Source organism: Methylobacterium sp. XJLW (assembly GCF_003254375.1).
GTDB lineage: Bacteria > Pseudomonadota > Alphaproteobacteria > Rhizobiales > Beijerinckiaceae > Methylobacterium > Methylobacterium fujisawaense.
The window spans coordinates 3,556,127-3,577,230 of record NZ_CP016429.1 but is presented as its reverse complement, the minus strand read 5'-3'; the positions used below and the strand labels follow the sequence as shown (position 1 = coordinate 3,577,230).

23 protein-coding genes and 1 pseudogene are annotated in these 21,104 nt (G+C 67.4%); 14 read left to right on the top strand and 10 right to left on the bottom strand.

What is annotated here, in order from left to right; translation table 11 throughout:
- Positions 1-22: 22 nt before the first annotated feature.
- Complete coding sequence (locus A3862_RS16630; RefSeq protein WP_078947404.1) at positions 23-457, bottom strand: helix-turn-helix domain-containing protein; 435 nt, start codon at positions 455-457, stop codon at positions 23-25.
- 356 nt (positions 458-813) lie between these two features.
- On the opposite strand from A3862_RS16630, the gene A3862_RS16625 reads away from it, so the two are divergent.
- Positions 814-1,152, top strand: a complete 339-nt coding sequence (locus tag A3862_RS16625; RefSeq protein WP_043758394.1) for an antibiotic biosynthesis monooxygenase family protein — start codon at positions 814-816, stop codon at positions 1,150-1,152.
- Positions 1,153-1,486: 334 nt separating this feature from the next.
- The gene (locus tag A3862_RS16620; RefSeq protein ID WP_043378576.1) at positions 1,487-2,992 is read left to right on the top strand and encodes an undecaprenyl-phosphate glucose phosphotransferase; all 1,506 of its coding nucleotides are present in this window, start codon (positions 1,487-1,489) and stop codon (positions 2,990-2,992) included.
- A gap of 112 nt (positions 2,993-3,104) precedes the next feature.
- Here the strand turns inward: A3862_RS16620 and A3862_RS16615 are convergent, their stop codons facing one another.
- On the bottom strand, positions 3,105-3,590 hold the full coding sequence (locus tag A3862_RS16615; RefSeq protein WP_043347562.1) for a Fur family transcriptional regulator: 486 nt from the start codon (positions 3,588-3,590) through the stop codon (positions 3,105-3,107).
- Between the two features lie 124 nt (positions 3,591-3,714).
- On the opposite strand from A3862_RS16615, the gene A3862_RS32375 reads away from it, so the two are divergent.
- From A3862_RS32375 to A3862_RS16605, 3 genes are read left to right on the top strand one after another with little or no spacing between them, the layout of a single operon-like run.
- Positions 3,715-3,849 (top strand): hypothetical protein, encoded by a 135-nt coding sequence (locus tag A3862_RS32375; protein ID WP_257787422.1) that lies wholly within the window; start codon positions 3,715-3,717, stop codon positions 3,847-3,849.
- Positions 3,846-4,646: a metal ABC transporter ATP-binding protein gene (locus A3862_RS16610; RefSeq protein ID WP_043378579.1), complete on the top strand. Its 801-nt coding sequence runs from the start codon at positions 3,846-3,848 to the stop codon at positions 4,644-4,646. Before A3862_RS32375 ends, A3862_RS16610 begins: the two co-directional genes overlap by 4 nt.
- A 47-nt stretch (positions 4,647-4,693) precedes the next feature.
- Complete coding sequence (locus A3862_RS16605) at positions 4,694-5,518, top strand: metal ABC transporter permease (RefSeq protein ID WP_051044682.1); 825 nt, start codon at positions 4,694-4,696, stop codon at positions 5,516-5,518.
- Here A3862_RS16605 and A3862_RS16600 read toward each other — a convergent pair whose 3' ends face one another.
- The 3 genes from A3862_RS16600 to A3862_RS16590 all read right to left on the bottom strand — a co-directional run bounded on the left by A3862_RS16600 (position 5,519) and on the right by A3862_RS16590 (position 8,246).
- Entirely contained in the window at positions 5,519-6,382 is an 864-nt protein-coding gene (locus tag A3862_RS16600) for an SDR family oxidoreductase (protein WP_111473826.1), read from the bottom strand.
- On the bottom strand, positions 6,379-7,476 hold the full coding sequence (gene queG, locus A3862_RS16595) for a tRNA epoxyqueuosine(34) reductase QueG (protein ID WP_043761274.1): 1,098 nt from the start codon (positions 7,474-7,476) through the stop codon (positions 6,379-6,381). Before queG ends, A3862_RS16600 begins: the two co-directional genes overlap by 4 nt.
- Before the next feature lie 77 nt (positions 7,477-7,553).
- Positions 7,554-8,246 (bottom strand): glutathione S-transferase family protein, encoded by a 693-nt coding sequence (locus tag A3862_RS16590; protein WP_043347569.1) that lies wholly within the window; start codon positions 8,244-8,246, stop codon positions 7,554-7,556.
- Positions 8,247-8,499: 253 nt separating this feature from the next.
- On the opposite strand from A3862_RS16590, the gene A3862_RS16585 reads away from it, so the two are divergent.
- From A3862_RS16585 to A3862_RS16565, 5 genes are all read left to right on the top strand, one after another.
- Entirely contained in the window at positions 8,500-9,303 is an 804-nt protein-coding gene (locus tag A3862_RS16585; protein ID WP_043758400.1) for an undecaprenyl-diphosphate phosphatase, read from the top strand.
- A gap of 303 nt (positions 9,304-9,606) precedes the next feature.
- Complete coding sequence (locus tag A3862_RS16580) at positions 9,607-11,496, top strand: methylmalonyl-CoA mutase family protein (protein ID WP_043758402.1); 1,890 nt, start codon at positions 9,607-9,609, stop codon at positions 11,494-11,496.
- A 40-nt stretch (positions 11,497-11,536) separates the two neighbouring features.
- Positions 11,537-11,911 carry a hypothetical protein gene (locus tag A3862_RS16575; RefSeq protein WP_043758405.1) on the top strand — a complete coding sequence of 125 codons (375 nt, stop codon included), beginning with the start codon at positions 11,537-11,539 and terminating at the stop codon, positions 11,909-11,911.
- Between the two features lie 135 nt (positions 11,912-12,046).
- The gene (locus tag A3862_RS16570; protein ID WP_043347577.1) at positions 12,047-12,496 is read left to right on the top strand and encodes a hypothetical protein; all 450 of its coding nucleotides are present in this window, start codon (positions 12,047-12,049) and stop codon (positions 12,494-12,496) included.
- 47 nt (positions 12,497-12,543) lie between these two features.
- Positions 12,544-13,263 (top strand): glutathione S-transferase, encoded by a 720-nt coding sequence (locus tag A3862_RS16565; RefSeq protein ID WP_043758407.1) that lies wholly within the window; start codon positions 12,544-12,546, stop codon positions 13,261-13,263.
- Positions 13,264-13,273: 10 nt separating this feature from the next.
- On the opposite strand, the gene A3862_RS16560 is transcribed toward A3862_RS16565, so the two are convergent.
- Both A3862_RS16560 and A3862_RS16555 read right to left on the bottom strand, forming a co-directional pair.
- Positions 13,274-15,031 carry a bifunctional protein-serine/threonine kinase/phosphatase gene (locus tag A3862_RS16560; RefSeq protein ID WP_043758410.1) on the bottom strand — a complete coding sequence of 586 codons (1,758 nt, stop codon included), beginning with the start codon at positions 15,029-15,031 and terminating at the stop codon, positions 13,274-13,276.
- Positions 15,028-15,933, bottom strand: a pseudogene (locus tag A3862_RS16555) (YifB family Mg chelatase-like AAA ATPase); the annotation flags it as partial. The gene A3862_RS16560 and the pseudogene A3862_RS16555, both read right to left, overlap by 4 nt.
- Before the next feature lie 162 nt (positions 15,934-16,095).
- Between A3862_RS16555 and A3862_RS31130 the strand changes: the two are divergent.
- The 3 genes from A3862_RS31130 to A3862_RS31550 all read left to right on the top strand — a co-directional run bounded on the left by A3862_RS31130 (position 16,096) and on the right by A3862_RS31550 (position 17,798).
- On the top strand, positions 16,096-16,548 hold the full coding sequence (locus A3862_RS31130) for a hypothetical protein (RefSeq protein WP_124262993.1): 453 nt from the start codon (positions 16,096-16,098) through the stop codon (positions 16,546-16,548).
- Complete coding sequence (locus A3862_RS31125; protein ID WP_124262992.1) at positions 16,545-17,186, top strand: hypothetical protein; 642 nt, start codon at positions 16,545-16,547, stop codon at positions 17,184-17,186. The genes A3862_RS31130 and A3862_RS31125 overlap by 4 nt, the downstream gene beginning before the upstream one ends.
- 465 nt (positions 17,187-17,651) lie before the next feature.
- Entirely contained in the window at positions 17,652-17,798 is a 147-nt protein-coding gene (locus tag A3862_RS31550; protein WP_164706376.1) for a hypothetical protein, read from the top strand.
- A 17-nt stretch (positions 17,799-17,815) separates the two neighbouring features.
- Here the strand turns inward: A3862_RS31550 and A3862_RS31120 are convergent, their stop codons facing one another.
- Positions 17,816-18,925 (bottom strand): hypothetical protein, encoded by a 1,110-nt coding sequence (locus A3862_RS31120; protein ID WP_124262991.1) that lies wholly within the window; start codon positions 18,923-18,925, stop codon positions 17,816-17,818.
- Positions 18,926-19,275: 350 nt separating this feature from the next.
- Entirely contained in the window at positions 19,276-19,839 is a 564-nt protein-coding gene (locus tag A3862_RS16545) for a recombinase family protein (RefSeq protein ID WP_111473823.1), read from the bottom strand.
- A 270-nt stretch (positions 19,840-20,109) separates the two neighbouring features.
- On the opposite strand from A3862_RS16545, the gene A3862_RS16540 reads away from it, so the two are divergent.
- Positions 20,110-20,298 carry a hypothetical protein gene (locus tag A3862_RS16540; RefSeq protein ID WP_124262990.1) on the top strand — a complete coding sequence of 63 codons (189 nt, stop codon included), beginning with the start codon at positions 20,110-20,112 and terminating at the stop codon, positions 20,296-20,298.
- 421 nt (positions 20,299-20,719) lie between these two features.
- Here the strand turns inward: A3862_RS16540 and A3862_RS16530 are convergent, their stop codons facing one another.
- On the bottom strand, positions 20,720-20,962 hold the full coding sequence (locus A3862_RS16530) for a hypothetical protein (protein WP_111473820.1): 243 nt from the start codon (positions 20,960-20,962) through the stop codon (positions 20,720-20,722).
- Positions 20,963-21,104 lie beyond the last annotated feature (142 nt).

The window sequence follows — 21,104 nt, the reverse complement described above, 5'->3', positions numbered from 1 at the left end:
GCGAGGCCCGCCAGCCCGCCTGTCAGGCCGGATCCGCCGCCGGCGCCGCCGTGCGGTTCTGCGCGAGGCGCGCGGCGCTGCGGACCAGCGCCAGCACATCGCGGCGCATCTGCTCATCCTCGATCTGGGCGTAGGCGCGCAGAAGCTCGATGGCACCGTGGGCGCTGAGGAAGCCGAACACGTCCTCCTGGGCGTTCTCGCGGGGCTCGGTCTCCTCGAAGAACGCGGAAACCGGAACTTCGAGAAGGCGCGCGATCTCCCGCAACCGGCCGGCGCCGACCCGGTTCTGACCCTTCTCGTATTTCTGGACCTGCTGAAAGGTCACCCCAACCGCATTGCCGAGAGCGGTCTGGCTCATGCCCCGCGCCTTGCGCAGGGCTGTGATGCGAATCCCGACGAGACGATCGACGTCGGTGGTCTGCTTCGGCATCGTTTGCCCAGGGGAATCCTTCTCCATGGAGTGGGATGCATCCTCCTGCGAATGCGGTGTTTTCGCCTCGCTATCGCGCCGCTTCACCGCCCGCCCCTAAGTCGCATGTCGTGCACGCCGTGTGGCCGGTCATCCCTGCCGCTCATGCGGCTATAGCCCTGATCCCGACACAGGTGGCGTGCACCGCAGTTGGACACCAAGTTGTCAAGCTTCGCAAGTCAAAGGTTACAGCTTCTAGTTTAAGTACACACATCTTTGCAACATTGTTGCGGAAATGTCGATGGCGATGATTGGGCAGCTTAAGTGGTGCGCCTTGTCGCCGCGCAGGTGTTCCCCTTAGGACCGCCGATGCTTGTAGGATTGGTAGCGCGCAGGAGAGACGCATGTTCATCGCGATGAATCGCTTCAAGGTCGTCAAGGACGCGACGGCCGACTTCGAGGCCGTCTGGCTCGGCCGCGACAGCCATCTCGGCGAGATGCCCGGCTTCGTGGAATTCCACCTCCTGCGCGGCCCCGAGCACGAAGACCACGTCCTGTACGCCTCGCACACGATCTGGCGGTCGCACGCGGATTTCGAAGCTTGGACCCGATCCGAGCAGTTCCGCAAGGCGCACGGTCGCGTGCCTTCGACCAAACCCCTGTATCTCGGTCATCCCCAGTTCGAGGGTTTCGAGACGATCCAGACCGTCGCCAGACCCGCCGACGCCGAGGCGACGTCTTAAAGCTCAACCGAGAGTCCTTGCCCGTTCCGCATGCGGGGCGGGCGCAGGGCCGGTTGAAACTTCGGACGAAGAAACGCGCTTGAATTGAAACGACGCGTTCGATGACGGCCGAACTCCAACATTGGCGGCCGCCGCATGCGTCATGCCGGCGCTCAGCATTAATCATGTATTGCAACGGCTGGGCGCGCGCTCTAGGTCGCAGCCTCCCTCCGTGACAGCGAATGCGACCCTGCCGGGCCCGCGGCTTGCTCCGTCACCGTCACCAGGCGGCGCCGAAACCTTTCGTGTCTCAGACTGGTACAGAGTCCGACTAAGACGGGACGTTGCGGGTCAGATGTTTCACGATCGGCTTCCGGAGACGTTTCAGGCGCTGCCCACCTCGGCGGAGCGCCGACGCAACGTATGGTCGGCGCTGCTGCCCCGGCGCGGTCGTGCGCTGGCGCGGATCGCCCTGTCGACGACGCTCGCCGCGACCGATCTCGTGGCGATCGTGATGGTGGCCCTGGGCGTCGAGTTCGCCTACCACGCCCTCGCCCAGGACAGCGCATTCTGGGCGAGCAGCGTTCGCGGCCTGCGCCTGTCGGCGCTGCTGGGACTGGTGATCATCGCCGCGAACGTCCTGCGCGAGGAGTACAGCCTCGAGAACGTCATGGCGCAGAAGCCGGGCGTTCAACGGGTGGCCTCCCTCTGGCTGGTCGCCTGGGCCGCCGTGCTGGTCGTGAGCTTCATGACCAAGACGACCAACGATTATTCGCGCCTGATCTCATTCGGGACGTTCGCCGTGGGCCTTCCGGTCCTGATCGCGGCCCGGGCATCGGTGCGGCGCCTCGTGCGGGCGCGGCTCAGTGCCGGCTCGGCCACGGCCAGCCGGATCCACCTCGTCGGCTACGAGGAGGACATCGCGCGCTTCTACGCCGGCAAGGAAGCCGATCATCTCGGCTCGCGGATCATCGGGACCAGCTACCTTCGACGGGTCGATCCCGGCGCCGACGTGGCCACCCGATACGACCAGCTGCAGGAGGATCTCGACCTCGCGGTCTCGGTGGTGCGATTCCTCCGGCCGGACGACGTCTTCGTGCTCGTGCCGTGGGCCGACACCGCGGAGGTCGAGCGGTGCATCGACGCGTTCCTGCGGGTGCCCTCGGCCCTGCATCTGCGCCCCGGCGCCGTCCTCGATCGCTTTCCCGATCTGCAGGTCGCCCGGGTCGGCGGAGTCTCGGGGATCAATATCGGTCGTCGGCCGCTCAATCTGGGCGAGGTGATGCTGAAGCGCCTCCTCGATCTGACCTTGGCGACCATCGCCCTGGTGTCGCTGTCCCCGCTGCTGGCGGCCATCGCCGTTGCGATCAAGCTCGACAGCCCCGGCCCGGTTTTCTTCCGGCAGAAGCGCTACGGTTTCAATCAGCAGCCGTTCGGCGTCTTCAAGTTCCGGTCGATGCGCACGGATGCGAATGCCGCCTTCCGGCAGGCGACCCGCAACGACAGTCGGATCACCCGGGTCGGCGCGATCCTGCGCCGGACCAATCTCGACGAGCTGCCCCAGCTGATCAACGTCCTGCGCGGGGAGATGTCGCTGGTCGGTCCCCGCCCGCATGCGCTGGCCCACGACCGGAGCTTCGAGCGGCGGATCGCCCTGTATGCACGCCGCCACAACGTGAAGCCTGGGATCACGGGTTGGGCTCAGGTCAACGGCTACCGGGGGGAGACCCAGACCGACCTCGCCATGGAGCAGCGCGTCGCCTGCGACCTGCACTACATCGACAACTGGTCGATCTGGTTCGATATCCAGATCATGATCCAGACGGTGATTTCGCGCCGCGCATACCAGAACGCGTTCTAAGGCGCGGGCGCGAGGCGGTCGGGAGGCGCCATGCCCGCAGGCGTGGCACGCCCCTGGATTGCTCCCCTCCGTCAGCGCGGACGGGATGGATCAGGCAACCTGGTCTCGCGGCTCAGGGTGCCAGCTTCCGCTGACGACAGGTGCCGCAATCGCCCTCGACCTCCAGGATACTGTGGGTCGGCGTGAATCCGGCCCGCTCCAGAGTGCGCCCGAGGCTGCCCTCGACCTCCTCCGACGAGGCCTCGTCGACGCCGCCGCAGGTCCGGCAGATCAAAAAAATCACCCCCTCCCCGGGCGCGTGGCCGTGCGCGCAGGGGATGAAGGCGTTGCGGCTCGCGATCCGATGGACCAGCCCCTGATCCATCAGGAAATCGAGGGCGCGGTAGACCGAGACCGGGGCCACACGCTTGCCCGGCGCGCTCAGCCGCTCGGCGATGTCGTAGGCGCCCTGAGCCTTCCCGGCCTCGGCCACGGCCTCCAGCACCTCGCGGCGCAGGGGCGTGAACTGCAGACCGCGCTCGCGACAGAGGGCCTCGGCCCGCGCGAGAATGTCACCGGTGCCGGCGTGGCACGCGTCGTGACCCTCGTGACGGTGCATGATTGCTCCAAACATGATCCGCAGGTTGTCCCGCGGGTTTGTTACAGTGTATCACCGCGGCCCAGGACCGCACCAGTAGCTCCGCGTGGTGCCCGCGCCGGTGTCAGTGCGCGACGAGGATTCCTTGCCGACCATTCCCAGCCCGAGACGCGCGGCCCGACGATCGCTGTTCCAGAGCGGGATCGGCCTGCGGCTGGCGCTCGCCGCGACGCTCGCGGCGCTGGTCTGGCTGACCATCGCCTGGGCGCTTTCGGCATGAGCGGCCGGAATCCGGATCCGATCCGCCTCGTCGGCCTCACCCTCGGTTACGACCGGCATCCAGCGGTCCACCACCTCGACGGGACCGTGCGAGCGGGCGACCTGCTCGCGCTGGTCGGACCGAACGGCGCCGGCAAGTCGACGCTGCTGAAGGGCATGGCCGGAGAGATACGCTGCCTCGACGGCCGCATCGAACGTGCGGGCGCCCTGGCCTACATGCCGCAGGCGGACGAGATCGACCGGAGCTTTCCGCTCACCGTCATGGATCTCGCCGGGATGGGTCTCTGGCGGCAGGCGGGGGCGTGGCGCAGCCTCGTCCGGCGGCGGCCGGCCATCGAGGCCGCGCTGGCGGCGGTCGGTCTCGAGGGCTTCGCGGCGCGGCCGATCGGCACCCTGTCGGGTGGTCAGTTCCGGCGCGCGCTGTTCGCCCGGCTGATCCTGCAGGATTGCCCCGTCGTGCTCCTCGACGAGCCGTTCACCGGGATCGATGCGCGGACGGTCGACGATCTGCTGGTGCTGATTGCGACCTGGCACAAGGAGGGGCGGACCGTGATCGCCGCCCTGCACGACCTCGCGCAGGTCCGCGCGCATTTCCCGACGACGCTGCTGCTCGCCCGGGAGCCCGTGGCCTGGGGGCCGACCGCGCGGGTCCTGACCGCCGAGAATCTGGCCCGCGCCCGCAACCTGTCCGAGGCCTGGGACGAGGGCGCGGCGATCTGTGAAGGACCGCGGAAGCCCGCGGAGCCGGCGCACGATCACGGCCGGGCAGCGCATCACCATCACGAGGACGCCGCGTGACCGATCCGTTCGGGTCTCTGTTTGCGCCGTTCGTCGAATTCGGCTTCATGCGCCGGGCGCTGGCGGGTTGCCTCGCCCTGTCGGTGTCGGCACCGCCCATCGGCGTCTTCCTGACGCTGCGCCGCATGAGCCTCATGAGCGACGCGATGAGCCACGCGATCCTGCCGGGGGCTGCGGTCGGCTTCCTGGTCGCCGGCCTGTCCCTGCCGGCGATGACGCTGGGCGGCCTCGTCGCCGGCCTCGCGGTGGCCCTGCTCGCGGGCGCCGTCACCCGGGCGACCACGATCCGGGAGGACGCCAACCTCGCAGCCTTCTACCTCATCTCGCTCGCCGCCGGCGTGCTGCTGGTCTCCCTGCGCGGATCGCAGATCGACCTCATGCACTTCCTGTTCGGCTCGGTCCTGGCCCTGGACGATTCCGCCCTCTGGCTGCTCGGCGGCATCAGCACGCTGACCCTGCTGGCGCTCGCCGTGATCTACCGGCCGCTCGTGATGGAATGCGTCGACCCGCTGTTCCTGCGGAGTGTCAGCCGCAGCGGCGGTCCCGTGCACCTCGCGTTCCTGGCGCTCGTGGTGGTCAACCTCGTCGGCGGGTTCCAGGCCCTCGGGACCCTGCTGGCGGTCGGCCTGATGCTGCTGCCCGCAGTGGCGGCCCGGTTCTGGGCCCGCGACTTGGCCGGACTGATTCCGGTCTCGATGCTGATCGCCGCCCTCGCGAGCGTCTCGGGGCTCAGCCTGTCGTACCAGTACGACCTGCCGAGCGGCCCGGCCATCGTTCTGGCGGCGGGGGCCCTCTATGTCGCCTCGATGATGGTGGGGCCGCGCGGCGGCCTGCTGCGCCGCCTCGTGCGGCCGCGTCACCTCGAAGCCTGATCAGGGCTGGTCCTTCAGGGCCGCGAGACCTTCGCGGTAGGTCGGATAAGCGAGGGCCACGCCGAGCTCCTCGCGGATCAGCCGGTTCCGCACGCGCTTGTTCTCGCCGTAGAAGCTGCGCGCCATCGGCGACAGGGCGGCGGTCTCGAAATCGATCTCGGGCGGCAGCGGCAGGCCGGTGAGGGAGGCGGCGTGCTCGGTCACCGTCTGGGGCGCGGTCGGCTCGTCGTCCGTGACGTTGTAGATCGCCCCCGGCCGCGGGCGGTCGATGGAGGCCAGCAGCGTCGTGGCGATGTCGTCGACATGGATGCGGTTGAAGACCTGCCCGGCCTTCACGATCCGCTGCGAACGACCCTCGCGCAATTTCACGATCGGGTTGCGCCCGGGTCCGTAGATGCCCGAGAGCCGGAAGACCTGCACGGCCTTCCCGGTCTCGGCGCCGAGCGCGAGCCACGCCGCCTCGGCCTCGAGGCGCACCTTCGACCGGGCGCTGCGTGGCGCCGCGGGTGTCGCCTCGTCGATCCACGCGCCGCCCTGGTCTCCGTAGACGCCGATCGTCGAGAGATAGCCGATCCAGCCGATCCGGCTCGCCGCGATGGCGTCCCCGTAGCGGGCGAGAACCGGGTCGCCGGCCTCGCCGGGGGGGGCCGAGGCGAGCAGCACGTCCGTGTCGGCGAGATCCGCGGCGATCCGGGGATCGTCGGCCTCCGGCCCGAAGGCGCGCATGGCGAACCCGGTCTCCGCCGCGACGCGGTCGGCGGCCGCGGGATCCGTGACGCTGGCGCGGACGGTCCCGAAACGCGCTCGCGCCCGTTCGGCGAAACGGCGGCCGGTGAAACCGAGCCCGAAGACGAAGAGATTCATGGGGCGGATGTCTCGCCCACGGGCGATTCCGTCAAGGCGGCGGCGGCCGTCCACTCGTCGCGGACATGGGTGTCGGTCTCGTGGTCGCCATGAAGGCGGCAGAGCGCGTGCACGGCATCCGGCGCGAGCAGCCGGCCGCAGGCCCAGACCGCCATGCCGCGCACCAGGGGAGACGCGTCATCGAGCGCCGCGACAGCCGCGCCCGCCAGATCGGGATCGCCGGAATTGCCGATCGCGATCATGACGTTGCGCAGGAAGCGGTCGCGCCCCGTGCGCTTCACCGGCGTGCCGGCGAAGAACGACCGGAACGCCGCATCGTCGAGACCGGCGAGATCCGCCAGCGCCGGGGCCGCCAGATCCGCGCGCGCGGCGAGCCGATTCTCCGCCGCCGTACGGGCGAACTTGTTCCAGGGACAGACGGCGAGGCAGTCGTCGCAACCGAAGACCCGGTTTCCGATCGCCGGCCGGAACGCGGCAGGGATCGGACCGGCATGCTCGATCGTGAGATACGAGATGCACCGGCGGGCATCGAGCCTGTAGGGGGCCGGAAAGGCGTCGGTCGGGCAGATGTCCAGGCAGGCGCGGCAGGAGCCGCAATGATCGCGCTCCGGCGGGTCGGGCTCGAATTCCGCGCTCGTGTAGATCGCCCCGAGGAGCAGCCAGTTGCCGTGCCCGCGGGAGATCAGCACCGTGTGCTTGCCCTGCCAGCCGAGGCCGGCCGCCTCGGCGAGGGTCTTTTCCATGACGGGGGCGGTGTCGCAGAAAACCTTCACGCGCACGTCGCCCTTGGCGGAGAGATACCCCCCCAACTCTTTCAGACGACCCTTCAAAACCTCGTGATAATCCCGCCGCTGTGCATAAGCGGCGATGGCCCCGCGATCCGGCCGGGCCACGAGGTCCAGGGGATCGTGCTCGGGCCGGTAGCTCATCGCGAGCACCAGGATGCTGCGCAGGCCGGGCCACAAGTCCACCGGGCTCGCCCGCTGGTCGGCCCGCTCCGCCATCCACTCCATGGTGCCGTGCGCGCCCTCGGCGAGCCAGGTCGACAGGCGGCCCGGAAGGTCCGGGAGCCTGTCGGGACGGGTGACGCGCAGGCCGCAGAAGCCGAGCGCCCGGGCCCGGGTCTCGACGAGGCGGCGGAGATCGGCGCCGAAATAGGTTCGTCGGGCGGTCAGAAATCCAGATCCGCGTAATGGGCGGCCGGTGCCATGCCGGGCACGCGGTCGGCGAGCAAAGCGCGGAACGAGGGCCGCGACTTGACCCGCGCGTACCAGTTCCGGGCCATCTCGTCCTCGTCCCAGGGCACGTCGCCCAGGTAGTCGACGCAAGACAGATGGGCGGCCGCCGCCAGATCGGCATAGGTCAGGTTGTCGCCGGCGATCCATCGCCGCCTGGCGATCAGGTAGCCGATGTACTTGAGGTGGTAGCGCACGTTGGAGCGCGCGGCGCGGATCGCGTTCATGTCGGGCGGGCCGCCGCCCTCATGAGCCGACATGAAGCGCTTCGAGATCTTCTCGTTCACGAGGTAGGCCGTCACCTCGGACTCGAACTTGACCAGGAACCAGTCGAGCAGGCGCCGGACTTCGACGCGCTCGACGGTGTCCTCCGGCAGCATGCGCCGCCCCGAGAGCCCGAGGCCGCGGGTCTCGTCGAGATACTCGGCGATGACGCCGGCACCGGGGACGACGAGCCCGTTCTGCTCCAGCAGCACGGGTGTGACGCCCGCCGGATTGATCAGCAGGAAGTCGTCGCGCCGTTCCCAGGGCCGTTCCTCGAACAGCGTCGGCTCCATGCCCATCTCGGCGAGTACGAGACGGATGAACCGGGAATTCGCGCAGAAGGGGAAGTGGTAGAGGGTTGCCATCGAGGCCGTGGAGGACGTTCGGTCTGCCAACGCGGCCTGTCCCGCGCTCGTCGAGGGCCCTGATGCGCAGGTGTTCGGCGCGCAGGACTTCGGACCGAGCGTTATTGCCCGACCGTTTCCGAGCCCTTAACACGCCCGGCCCGGCCCGGTAACCGCTCGTCAACCCTAATGGGCGAAGCCTCGGGCTCAACCATTTCGCGTGGCAGGCGGCGGCTCGACGGGGGCCGCAGCGCCCACGGCACAAGGCGTCACGATGGATCCGGCAAGCATCGGCAAGGCAGTGCTGCTCGCCCTTGTGGAGGGGGCGACCGAATTCATCCCGGTCTCGTCGACCGGCCACCAGTTGCTGGTCGGCCACTTCATCGGCTTCCACTCGCCCAACAACACCTTCGAGGTGCTGATCCAGCTCGGCGCGATCCTGGCGATCCTGCTGGTGTATTTCCGCCGCCTGCTGGCGATCGCCACGGCGGTGCCGTCCGATCCGAGGGCGCGCCGGTTCGTGCTCGGCATCCTGGTGGCGTTCCTGCCGGCGGCGATCATCGGCGGCCTCTTCTCCAAGCTGATCAAAGCCTACCTGTTCAATCCGTGGATCGTGTGCGCGACCCTGGTGGCCGGCGGCCTGGTGCTGCTCGTCATCGACGACACCGACCTCGAGGTGAAGAAGAAAGACGTCTACGACTTCACCCTGCCGATGGACCTGAAGATCGGCATCTTCCAGTGCCTCGCCATGATCCCCGGCGTGTCGCGCTCGGGCGCCACCATCGTGGGCGCGATGCTGATGGGCGCCGACAAGCGCTCGGCCACCGAGTTCTCGTTCTACCTGGCGATGCCGACGATGGCGGGCGCCTTCGCCAAGGACCTGCTCGACAATTACAAGTACCTTTCGAGCAACGATGTCGGCCTGATCGTGATCGGCTTCGTCGTGTCGTTCATCTCGGCGCTGTTCGTGGTGCGGGTGCTTCTCGACTACGTCTCCCGCCACGGCTTCTGGCTGTTCGCGTGGTGGCGGATCATCGTCGGCGCCCTCGGCTTCGCCGGCCTGATCATCCTGGGCTGACGGGCCGGTCCCTCTCGGGCCCGGACGACCGGATCGGCGGATCCGCCTCGGCGGCTTGATCCGTCCGGTCGTCGGTCCGGGCGCCGTAGACGGGCCCGCAATCCGGAAATGCTGGCTTTGCCGAAGCCTGCCGGGTCGGCATGTCCGGTTTCCGGGCTCCCCGTCGCGCCGCCGGGACCATCAAAAATCGGTGATGGGCGGCTTCAGCTTTCCTCAACCATCGGGCGATTGCCAGCGGCGGAGCGGCGTGCGAGGCAAACGCATGGAAGCGGTGCAGAAGACGCCGCGCTCTGGGACGTTCCGATGGAAGACACACCGCTCGCCGACCTCTTCGAGCCCGTAGACCGGGCGCGCTGGCTCGGCCTCGTCGAAGGCGTCCTCAAGGGCGCCGATTTCGAGAAGCGGCTGGTGTCGCACACGGCCGACGGCCTGCGGATCGAACCCCTCTACGGACCCGCCGCCCCGGCGGCCCAGCCGGTGCGTGAGCCGGGCCCCTGGCGCATCGCGCAACGGGTCGATCACCCCGATCTCGCCGCCGCCAACGCACAGGCGCTCATCGACCTCGAAGGCGGGGCCGACGCCCTCGTCCTGGCCTTTGCGGGCGCCGCGGGCGCCCGCGGCTACGGCCTGACCGCCGCGAGCGTCGAAGACCTCGACGCGGCGCTGAAGGGCGTGATGCTGCCCCTGATCGCCCTGCGGATCGACGCCGGCGGGCGCGGCCTGGAAGTGGCCCGGCTGGTGAGCGCGCTGGCGCAGCGCCGGGGCGAGGATCTCTCGACCTACGACCTCGATCTCGGCATCGATCCGGTCGGCGTTCTGGCGGCGACCGGAAGCCTCGGAGCGGTCTGGAAGGACATCGCCCCCCGTCTCGCCGAGACCGTCGCGGAGCTGGAAGCGGCGGGTTTCACCGGCCGAGCCTTCCTGGCCGACGGACGGCCCTATCACGAGGGCGGCGCCGGAGAGGCGGCGGAACTCGGGGCTGTGCTCGCCACCGCCGTCGCCTACCTGCGCGCCCTGGAGGATGCCGGTCACGACCTCTCCACCGCCCGTGACCGCATCGCGATGCTTCTGACGGCCGATGCCGACGAGTTCGTCACGGTCGCGAAGTTCCGCGCGATGCGACGCCTCTGGGCCCGGGTCGAGCAGGCCTGCGGGCTCGATCCCAAGCCGCTGCGGCTCCATGCCGAGACCGCGTGGCGGATGATGACCAAGCGCGATCCCTTCGTGAACATCCTCCGCACCGGCATGGCGGCCGCCTCGGCCGGCATGGGCGGCGCGGACAGCGTCGCGGTGCTGCCCTACACCCAGGCCCTCGGATTGCCCGACGCCTTCGCCCGGCGCGTCGCGCGCAACAGCCAGATCGTGCTCATCGAGGAATCGCATCTCGCGCGCGTCAGCGACCCCGCGGCCGGCGCCGGGGGATTCGAGGCCCTGACCGCCGAACTCGCCGAGGCGGGCTGGGCGGCATTCCAGGCGATCGAGGCGGAGGGCGGCATCGTCGCCTCGCTCAGCGTCGGCAAGCTGCAGCGGCGGATCGAGCTGACCCGCGAGGCCCGGGCCAAGGCCGTGGCGAACCGCCGTGAACCGCTCACGGGCGCGAGCGAATTCCCCAACCTCTCCGAGAAGCCCGCGGCCGTCCTCGACGTGCCGCCCGTGGCCGGGCCGCGCGGGTCCAATTTCGGCGCGGGTTCGGCCGTCGCCTGCGACGCGCTGCCGTCCCTGCGCCTCGCGGAGCCCTACGAGGCCCTGCGGGACGCCTCGGATGTCTGTCTCGCCAAGACGGGCCGCCGGCCGGCGGTGTTCCTCGCCAATCTCGGCCCTGTGGCGTCGTTCAACGCCCGTGCGACCTTCGCGGCCAACGCCTTCGCGGCGGGCGGGATCGAGGCGCTGTCGAACGAGGGCTTTTCCGACGCTGAGGCGGCAGCGGCGGCGTTCCGGGATTCCGGTGCCAGCTTGGCCTGCATCTGCTCCACCGACGCGATCTACGCCGAGCACGCCGTCGCGACGGCGGAAGCCCTGGCGAGGGCCGGCGCCGGTCCGATCTACCTCGCGGGCAAGCCGACGGACCTCGCCGAGCCGCTGAAGCAGGCGGGCGTGGCCGCCTTCCTGCATGTCGGCTGCGACCTGCTTGCCCTCCTCAACGCGGCCTTGCGCGCGGCTATGCGGGGTCCTGCGCCGCAGACCCCACGCTGAAAGGCGCCAATCCTCGCGAACCCGCTTCGTCCCGGATCCGATGACGTCTCGCTTCGCTCTCGCCCTGTTACTCGCCGGCATGAGTCCCGCCGCCGCCGCGCCGCGCCAAGCGGCCCCGCCCGACCGGTTCGACGGCACTTGGAGCGTCGAGATCATCACCGAGACCGGGAGCTGCGACCGCGCCTATCGCTATCCGGTGCGGATCGAGAACGGACGGGCGCGCTTCATCGGGACCGCCTTCGTGGTCGAGGGCGGGGTGACCCGGAACGGGGCGATCCGGGGATCCATCTCGAACGGGGCCGCCACCGCCGACGTGCGGGGACGGCTTGACCGGAACGGATTCGGGGCCGGCACCTGGGTCGCGTCCGGCGCCCTCTCCTGCCGCGGTCACTGGAACGCCGAGCGGCGCGGCTGAGGCCGCGTGTGGCCGTCGCGAAACAGTCCGGATCTCGCCCTGAATCGGGCAGCTCGACTGTGCCGAAAGCCCCGATCCCGACGCAATCATGAGCGAGACCTGAACACCGTTCGGACACCCGACGAGGCCGCCCGCATGAAGACTTCGATCCTCGCCACCTTCGCTGTCCTCGCTCTCGTCTCGGGGGCCGAGGCGCGTCCTCACCGGCTTCCGGCTGCGTCGAAAGTGAACACGGCGGAGGCCGAGAAGGTGCTGGCGCCGCTGCGGCAGGCCGCCACCGAATGCTTCGCCGACACGGTGCTGTCGAACCCGAAGGCGACCGCCGAGGCGCGGGCGGGCCGCTGGTACGAGGCCGTCGGCATCACCGGCTTCCTCTGCCGCCCGGAAGTCGCCGCGATGATCCAGGCTCATGACCGCCTGTACGGCGCAAAGACGGGCGAGCGTTATTTCAAGGGCGCCTACGTCAAGCATCTCGACCAGCAACTCGCCGAGCGGCTCCAGCCGATGTTCGCCCGCAAGGCCGTCGCCAGCGCCGAGCCGCCGGTGGAGAAGGCCTCGGCAGAGGACTCGGCCGAGGGCAACTGAGCGGGAACCGTCCGGGCGTCCGTGTCTTCCCCGAGGCGGAGACGGCGATGCCTTACGAACTGCATTACTGGCCGATGATCCAGGGGCGCGGCGAGTTCGTCCGCCTCGCCCTCGAGGAAGCCGGCGCCGACTACATCGACGTCACCCGCCAGGATGACGAGGATGGCGGGATCGGCCCCATGCTCGACCGCCTGTCCGATCCCGGCAACCCGCGGCCGCCCCTGGCGCCGCCCTTCCTGCGCGATGGTGACACCGTCATCGGGCAGAGTGCCGCGATCCTGCTCTATCTCGGGCCGCGGCTCGGCCTCGTCGGCGCGTCGGAGCGCGACCGGATCTGGACCCATCAGCTCCAGCTCACCATCGCGGACGCGGTCGACGAGGCGCACGACACGCACCATCCCTTGGGTGTCGGCCTGTACTACGCGAATCAGAAGCCCGAGGCCCTGCGCCGGGCCGCGGAATTCCGCACCGAGCGCATCCCGAAATTCTTCGGCTATTTCGAGCGCGTTCTGGCGGGGAATGGCGGCGGTCGGCTCGTCGGCGCGGATCTGTCCTACGCGGACCTGTCGCTGTTCCAGCTCGTCGACGGCCTGCGCTACGCCTTTCCCAAAGCCACCGCCGCAGCCCTGCGCCCCAACGCGAACGTGGCGCGGCTCCACGAGACCGTGGCCCGGCGACCGCGGATCGCCGCCTATCTGGCCAGCGACCGCCGGATCCCGTTCAACGAGGACGGCATCTTCCGCCGCTATCCCGAACTCGATCCCTGAGGCGCAGGCCTCACCGCCGCGGCCCGGCGATCAGGATCGCCGCGAGCGTCAGCGCGACGAGCCCCAGCACCAGCGACAGCAGGCGCCAGAACAGCAGCGGATCGCGCTCCAGCAGAGACGCCCGCCGTCCGTCCGTGAAGGCCGGATTGGGATGCCGCAGGTCGTGGACGAAGGCGGACAAGGCCGTGTAGCGCCGCAGCGGATCGGGATGAACGGCCTTGCGAAGCGCCCCGTCGACCCAGACGGGAAGCAGCGGACGCACCGTGAGAGCCGACATGTAGCGAAGCCGCCGTTGCGCCGCGCGCGTGCGCGCCCGCGGAACGGCGTCGCCGTACGGCAGCCGTCCCGTCAACATCTGGTAGGTGATGACGCCGACCGCGAAGATGTCGGACCCGGCATTGGCCGGCGCGCCGAGGAAGCATTCGGGCGCCGTGTACTGGACCGTGCCGAGGATCTCCGCAGGATCGATCCGCGGATCGCCCTCGACGACGCCCGCGACCGTCGTGGCTCCGAAATCGATGATCTGGACGGTCCCTGCGGTATCGATCAGGACGTTGTCGGGCCGCAGATCCTGATGGACCATCTCCCGCCGGTGAAAGGCCTGCACGCCCCGGGCGAGCTGCTCGACGAGGCCGCGCACCGTTTCCAGATCGGGGGTCGCGTGGTCTCGCATCCACTGGGTCAGGGTCTGGCCCTCGACGTAGCGCATGACCGTGTAGAGGTGGCTGCGGCGGCCGGCCCGGGGATGGGCCTTGAGCACGTGAGGATTGTCGATCCGCCGCGCGATCCACTCCTCCATCACGAAGCGCTTCCGCTGGGCCGGGTCGTCCCGCAGGTCCAGGGACAGCACCTTCAGCGCGGCCTGGGCACCCGTCTCCGCCTCGACGGCGAGATAGACGCGGCTGCGGGGTCCGGAATGGAGGATCCGCACGAGACGGAAGCCGTCGAGTTCCGCGGGCGGGTCGAGGAGGGGCGCGGGGTCCAGCCCCTCGGCCTCCCCGAGGAGATCCGCCGGCGCGCCGGCCGGTACGGTCTCGACCCGCACGATCTGGATCGTCAGGTTGTCCTGACTGCCGGCGGCCAGAGCTGCCTCGACGATCGCCCGCGCCGCCGCGTCGAGCGTCGCGGCTCGCGCGATCGCCGCAACCACGTCGCGGGGCCGGACATGCTCGTGGACGCCATCCGTCGTCAGCACGAAGGTGTCGCCCGCCTCGATGCCGACGACGTGGTAGTCGATCTCCACACGGGCATTCGCCCCGAGGGCGCGGCCGAGATAGGATTCCGCTGCGGAGACGACGACGCGGTGGTCCTCGGTGAGCTGTTCGAGGGACCGGCCGGACACGCGCCAGATCCGGGCATCGCCCACGTGGAAGAGGTGGGCCATGCGCGATTTCAGGACGAAGGCGTCGAAGGTGGTGACGTAGCCCCGGTCGGCATCATTCGGATCGGCGCCGCGCCGGGTCTGGGCGTAGAGCCAGGAATTGGCCGCCGCGATCACGCGCTGGGCCGAGGTCTTCACCGACCACGTGTCCGGCGTGGCGTAATAGTCGCTCAGGAAGCTCTTGACCGCGGTCTCGCTCGCCGCCGCGCCCACCGCGCTGCTGCTGATCCCGTCGGCGAGCGCCACCGCGATCCCCTTCAGACCCAGAGCGGGTTGAACCGGCACCAATATGCCATTGAAGTCCTGGTTGGCCGCCTTCCGGCCGGCGCTGCTGTACTGGCCGATCGTGACCGTCAGATCGCCGGAGACGTCCGATCCGGTGCTCAAGCGGCGGCTGCCGCGCCCGCGCCGCGCCCGCGGTACGAGAGGGCCTCCGCGAGATGGAGCCGGCGCACCTGTGTCTCGCCGTCGAGATCGGCCAGGGTCCGGGCGACACGCAGCGTGCGGTGAAAGCCGCGTGCGGAGAGGCGCATGGTCTCGGCCGCCTGCCGGATCAGCGCCGTGCCGTCCGCGTCGGGGCTCGCGACCTCTTCGATGAGGTTGGCCGGACAGGTCGCGTTGGTGCTGGAATCCGGCAGGCCCCGCGCGGCATAGCGGCTCCCCTGCAACGCGCGGGCCGCCGAGACCCGGGCCGCGGACTCGCGGGAGCCCTCCGCCGGGGCCGGCAGGATCAAGTCGGCGGCCGTGACCGCCGGCACTTCGATGCGCAGGTCGATGCGGTCCAGCAACGGGCCGGAGATCCGCGCCTGATACTGCGCCATGCAGCGCTCGTTCGGGCCGCGGCGGCAGGCGTAGCCCGGCTCGAGGCCCTGGCCGCAGCGACAGGGATTCATTGCGGCGACGAGTTGGAAGCGCGCCGGGTAGGTGACCCGGTGGTTGGCGCGGGCGATCATGACCGCGCCGGATTCCATCGGCTGACGCAGGCTGTCGAGAACCTGGGGCGAGAATTCGGGCAGCTCGTCCAGGAACAGGACTCCCCCATGGGCGAGGGATACCTCCCCCGGTCGCGCCCCGAGCCCGCCGCCCACCAGCGCCGCCATCGAGGCGGAATGGTGCGGCTGCCGGAACGGCCGGCGATTCGACAGGGCCCCATCCTTGAGCTCGCCCGCCACCGACTGAACCATGGAGATGTCGAGGAGTTCGCGCGGACTGAGCGGCGGCAGAATCGAGGGCAGGCGCGCCGCCAGCATGGATTTGCCCGAGCCGGGGGGCCCGTTCATCAACATGTTGATGGCGTAAAGACCCCTTAGCGCTTTCAGCACGGATCGCGTCTGTGGCAAAAATACCTCGTGAGAGAACATTTGGTGAATGGCGGAATTACGGATGCAACCTTCAGCGAGATTTCCGACATGTGTTAGAGGCCGTGGCGGGTCACAACCTACGAGACTGTTTTGGATCTGGAAGCAGGCAACGACGACAGCCCTCCCCTACCCGGGGGCGGGTTCAAGCTCGTCAGGCAGATCATCGGCAAACTGAAGGATTGGGCGGCCCTCACCATCATCGCCCTCTACCTTCTCGCGCTGCCTGCAAGCTGGGCATTGAAAGATCCAACCTTAGCTTTTGGGATGGCGTTTGCCTTCAGCGTCGTCATTGCGGTTCTCCGCGCATTCCAGATGTCCCTGGAGTCTCGGAATTTGACCGCACGTATCGATGCCGATCGCGATCTGAAGTTGCAGAAGGCCCGCAACGATCTTGAGGTGAAACTTGCCCGATTGAACAAGCCGGGTGGCGCGGCTCCATCGCCCGTTCCGGGTGTCGGGGGGCGCTCGTCGCCTACCCTAACAAACTCGACATCGAAGAGAGCGGTCGCTCCGCCGAAGCCGAAACCGCTGGGCAGCCGTTGAACTTCGAACAGGTTTCTTGCGTTGCCCAGCACTTTCGTTTAACGAAAATTTGGGGAGTTCCGGCGTTGTTAGGTGAAACGATGTCTGGAGGCTTCATCGTGTTGGCGGTGGTTTCCTTCATCCTGTCTGGTGTATTTTTGCTCGCTGCATTGGGCTTCTTCAAGCTCATTCACGACATGCGCATCAACGCGCTTCGTGAAGCAGATCAGATGTTCGAAGACCATTTCGCAGCGCTTGATCGCTTTATCAAAGATCCAGCATCTCCGGAGAGGCTCGCGTCGCTTGCTCTAGACATGAGCAACACCACGCGGGATCCAAAGTTTGGGCAATTTGCAAGCAGCAGGTTGCTTGAGATCAAATCTGGCAACTCGCCGAAGCCCGATGGCCGGACCTCTGAGGCATTGACCGAGCTAGAAGAATTGTCTCGTCACCGTCCTGATCTCGTTCGCGAGTTCAACAAGGCGGTGGCAGGCGCATTTTTCGGCGCTGTTTATCGACATGTCGCTGAAGAGATGTCTCCGTTTCGAGCCTACAGAGAGGCTAAGGCAGCCAAAGCCGCAAAAGTGGGTCGCAAACCCGATGCTACCGCGAGAGACCTGCTTGCATCGGATGTTCTAGACTGGTGCAAGGCTGCCTAAAGGGCGGATCAGGCGACATCCGCGATTTGGGCCGAACGGCTTTGCCGGTTCCGATCCGCCTGATCGCTCTCCTCGTTGTACCCCGGACGGATCTGACAGGATGCCTCCTCGACACCGGCATCCAGTTCGGGCCCAGACGCAGTCACGCGCTGTAAGGCCGACCGTGCCGGCACACGCTGCGCCTGGGTAGCGCTCCACTCGCCCCCACGAGCCGTGCGAGCGCCACGCGCATCCATCTCGGCCGCGATGGAACGGTGGGTGCCCCGCCCCTTGACCTGTAGATCTAGGATGAAGGGCGCCCCCCCCGCGAAGACATCGGTGTCGGCCTTGATTGGCGTTGTCGATCTCGATGCGCGAGCCGGTCGCGGCCGAGCGTCTCGGTTCAACGGTTGAGATCCGGTTAACGTTAAGCCCGCTTTAGCCGGTCTCGGGCAACACTCAGGCATCACCGTCACGGGATGCCTCATGCCGGACCCTCAGACCCTCTACGCCGTCGCCGCCGTCATCACGGCGCTGTCACCCGTCGCCATCGCCGCCATCGTGGAGACCGGCCGATTGCTCCGGAGCCGCAGGGGGCGTGGCAAGCCCCCGTCCGACCCGCCGGACAAGTGAGGCGGCTCAAGTGGCAATTACTCCAGGGCTATGATGGGAGGGAGCGGCTCCATGAGACATCCATGGATGGGGATGTTTCGGGCTCTTCGGTCGATCTCACCCAATAGCAGCACGCCTGCGCTGATGTATTTCGCTCTAACTCTCCGAATTGCACGATGGTCCCGCCCCCATGTACCCAGGGTCTCGATGTTCGACGGCCTCAAAAATTCGCGGAGATCGCGGAGTTGAGCGTGAGCATCACCCAACATGTCCCAAGCTCTGCGGATCCGGAAAACAACCTCTTCGAGGCTGTCTTGGAATTCCGTCGCGACCGCCAGGACTGCATCTTCATCATCTGCCCTAAGGCCTTCGAGCAACTTCTTCGCCGTGATCAAACGTGCCTCTGTTCGGTCATCGAGGGATTTCAGAGCAGGCAACCCGCCGAACTCGAACCTTTCCTTCACCACAGGGACTTCCTGCGTGATGACCTCGCCGTCCTTGTCGTACCTATAGTTGCCAAATGCATCCATGACGGGCGCTTTGACTACATCAAACCAATGTAACTGACCCGTCCCACCCATGTGACGGTTTATTTCCGAGATAGCTTTTTTGGGGATGACGGTGCGAATAAGATCTTTCGTACGATCCGCCAATCGAGCTCTCGCATGCAACTCGTCTATCCGAGCTTCCGCCCAAGAAATCTTGTAACAATTCCGGATCATGAACTCGAAATTCTGATCCGCGGCAGCATCGCGCCTGTATCTTGCAACCGCTTCCGAGAAATCGCCTAAAAAGTGGTGCCCGCATTCCCGCCCAATTGCTCGAATTGCATGTTCTTCCTCGAACCACGCGAGCATGCCCTCCCAGTACTTGGGGTGACGAGGGGAGCAGATCGGACAGGGAGCCATCAGAACATGCTTCCTCAGCCTCTCTGGGACAACAAATTCGGTGAGAATTCGTGGTCGCGCGCCCCTAGGGGGACTTGTGCTGAGATGAAATTTCCAGTCCTGAGGCTTTCCAGTTAGCCTGAGGTGCTCGAGAAAGTCATCCTTGATGTCTTTTCCCGGGAAATGCTCGAACACCTTGATGGACGGGTCGTCTTTTACCTCGTACGCCGGTTCGGAAATCTTACGTTTGGTCTCGGGCATGAAGCAACCCTTCATCTATTGCTACATTTCGCCATGATCCCTGATCGGAAATTTTCTTGGGTACGCACTACAAACGCCTGAACCAAACAGGAACTTAGCGGAGCCGTTGCGGTCCGTCTAGATGTTGTGGCGCAGGTTCGGCAGAGTCACAAAATGTGGAACGCGGCGCGACCCCTTGTCCAGCCGATCGGACGAGCCCTCCACAGCAATTTCGGCTTTCGTCCCTTTTTGGGCTACTTTAGTTCCGGTCGAGGCCAGTGCTGGGCGCTCAACCGCAGAACGAGGAAGGGCGCTCCGGTCCCCCGGAACGCCCCGCCTTTGTTTGTTTGTCTCGCGCGGAGACGTAGTGCTCAGGCGGCCCGCGCCTTCGGGTTGAGAGCGCGGTGGACCGACATGCGGCTGATCCCCAGATCCTTGGCGATGGCAGACGGCCCCATGCCAGATGCGGCCTTCTCACGGATCGTCTCGGCCGAGATGGTGGCGGGGCGTCCCTTGCCCTCGTAGACCCCGGCAGCCTTGGCCTTGGCAATGCCTTCAAGCTGACGCTCACGGCGTAGGTTGGTCTCGAACTCAGCGAACACGCCAAGCATCCCGAGGAACGCCTTACCAGCCGCCGTCGAGGTATCCACCGGCTGCTCAGTCGCCCGAAGCGCCACACCCTTGGCGTCCAGCTTCTGCACGATAACGGCCAGGTCCGCGATCGAACGAGCCAGGCGGTCGATCCGGGTGACTACGATGGTGTCCCCCTTCCGGGCGAATTCGATCAGCGTCTGAAGCTCGGTGCGGCCCTCGGTGGTGGTGCCGGATTTCTTCTCGGCCCGGATGATCTCGCATCCGGCAGCGCGCAGGGCGGCTTCCTGGATGCTCAGGTCCTGATCCGTCGTCGAGACCCGCGCGTAACCGTAGACCGCCATGACCCGCTCCGCTGTAACAGAACCCTCTAGACCCTCCCGGTCTATAGTCCCATAAATCCTCAGTCAACCGTTTTGTTACGTAGCGCGGCTGTATCACAGACGTGTCGCCCAGCCGTGTACCCTTCCGTTACGCCCCGGCCATGCACGCGACGATCGCGGCGGCCCAACAAGAAGAAGACCAACATGACATCAATCGACAGATGGGGGCCGTTTGCCCCCGGCCTATCGGACTGCGAACGGCTCGCACGCCTCAGGTCATTGCGGGCGATCGTGCATCTGCTCTTGGGCCGGCGCGGCGATGTGCTGGAGCGGGCGATCGAGTGCGCGGAGGAGAGCGCGATCGACCTCGACCTCTTGCACGCGGCCCTGAGCCGCCTCCCGTCCCTGGACTACCGGAAGGTGCTGGCAAGCTACGCCGCCATCTCGCGGCCGTCACAGCCCTGCGGGGGTCCGGCATGACGGGTCACCCGGTTCTAACCGCCCTCGCGGACCTCAACGTCCTGAGCCCTGCGGACCTCGACTTCATCCGGCGGCACGGGCGCTCGTATCGAGGCATCCCGCTCCCGAGCCACATCGAACCCTGGCGACCGGGCCATTGCCTCGACACCGCTGACTTTCTTGAGGAAGAGGGCCATGGCCGGTTCGTGCGCGGATGGGCCCTACGCCCCGGATCGCGCGCGCCTCTGATGCACGCTTGGGTCACGGCTGACGGCGCGAAGGCGATCGACGCCTCTTGGGACAACCAAGTCAGATGCGCTTACTGGGGCTTGGATCGGAGGCACGAGGACACGCTGAGACGCCTCACAGACGTTGTAAACGAGGCGATCGACGAGCGCGGGCGCGCCTCGTGGTACGGCTCAGTTTTCGGCGGGAGCTTCCGCTAGGCGCTGCCGGCGTCGGCCGTAGCCCGGCCCGATCGACCGGCCCGGAGATCGAGCAGGTTGCCCAGCGCCTCGACCGCATCCGCACATGCGTCAGCCATCACGGCATCGGCGTTCGCCTCAGCGACGAGGCCGTGAGCGAAGATCTCTTCCAACATCAAGCGCAAGCGCTCGCTCGTGTCGGGGCCCAGCTCCGCCAGTCGCGCTTCCGCGCGCGCGAGATGTCCGTCGAGCCCTGCCACGCCTTTGCCCCCGCCCCGGTGTTCCCCAGAGGTAGACCACGAAGGAGTCGGTGAAGCAAGGAGGAAATGAAGTAACAATCCAATGGATGTGTAGTTTTCGAGTTTTTTTATTGGCATCCCCCGTGGGTCTGGGGAAACGTGT

Coding starts and splice junctions, on each gene's coding strand:
- A3862_RS16545 (WP_111473823.1), bottom strand. CDS start 19,839: ATGGCGGTCTACGGTTACGCGCGGGTCTCGACGACGGATCAGGACCTG.
- A3862_RS16600 (WP_111473826.1), bottom strand. CDS start 6,382: ATGAATCTCTTCGTCTTCGGGCTCGGTTTCACCGGCCGCCGTTTCGCC.
- A3862_RS16580 (WP_043758402.1), top strand. CDS start 9,607: ATGGAAGACACACCGCTCGCCGACCTCTTCGAGCCCGTAGACCGGGCG.
- A3862_RS16630 (WP_078947404.1), bottom strand. CDS start 457: ATGGAGAAGGATTCCCCTGGGCAAACGATGCCGAAGCAGACCACCGAC.
- A3862_RS16585 (WP_043758400.1), top strand. CDS start 8,500: ATGGATCCGGCAAGCATCGGCAAGGCAGTGCTGCTCGCCCTTGTGGAG.
- A3862_RS16610 (WP_043378579.1), top strand. CDS start 3,846: ATGAGCGGCCGGAATCCGGATCCGATCCGCCTCGTCGGCCTCACCCTC.
- A3862_RS16615 (WP_043347562.1), bottom strand. CDS start 3,590: ATGCACCGTCACGAGGGTCACGACGCGTGCCACGCCGGCACCGGTGAC.
- A3862_RS16565 (WP_043758407.1), top strand. CDS start 12,544: ATGCCTTACGAACTGCATTACTGGCCGATGATCCAGGGGCGCGGCGAG.
- A3862_RS16605 (WP_051044682.1), top strand. CDS start 4,694: ATGCGCCGGGCGCTGGCGGGTTGCCTCGCCCTGTCGGTGTCGGCACCG.
- A3862_RS31120 (WP_124262991.1), bottom strand. CDS start 18,925: ATGCCCGAGACCAAACGTAAGATTTCCGAACCGGCGTACGAGGTAAAA.
- A3862_RS16590 (WP_043347569.1), bottom strand. CDS start 8,246: ATGGCAACCCTCTACCACTTCCCCTTCTGCGCGAATTCCCGGTTCATC.
- A3862_RS16570 (WP_043347577.1), top strand. CDS start 12,047: ATGAAGACTTCGATCCTCGCCACCTTCGCTGTCCTCGCTCTCGTCTCG.
- A3862_RS31550 (WP_164706376.1), top strand. CDS start 17,652: ATGCCGGACCCTCAGACCCTCTACGCCGTCGCCGCCGTCATCACGGCG.
- A3862_RS16620 (WP_043378576.1), top strand. CDS start 1,487: ATGTTTCACGATCGGCTTCCGGAGACGTTTCAGGCGCTGCCCACCTCG.
- A3862_RS16625 (WP_043758394.1), top strand. CDS start 814: ATGTTCATCGCGATGAATCGCTTCAAGGTCGTCAAGGACGCGACGGCC.
- A3862_RS16575 (WP_043758405.1), top strand. CDS start 11,537: ATGACGTCTCGCTTCGCTCTCGCCCTGTTACTCGCCGGCATGAGTCCC.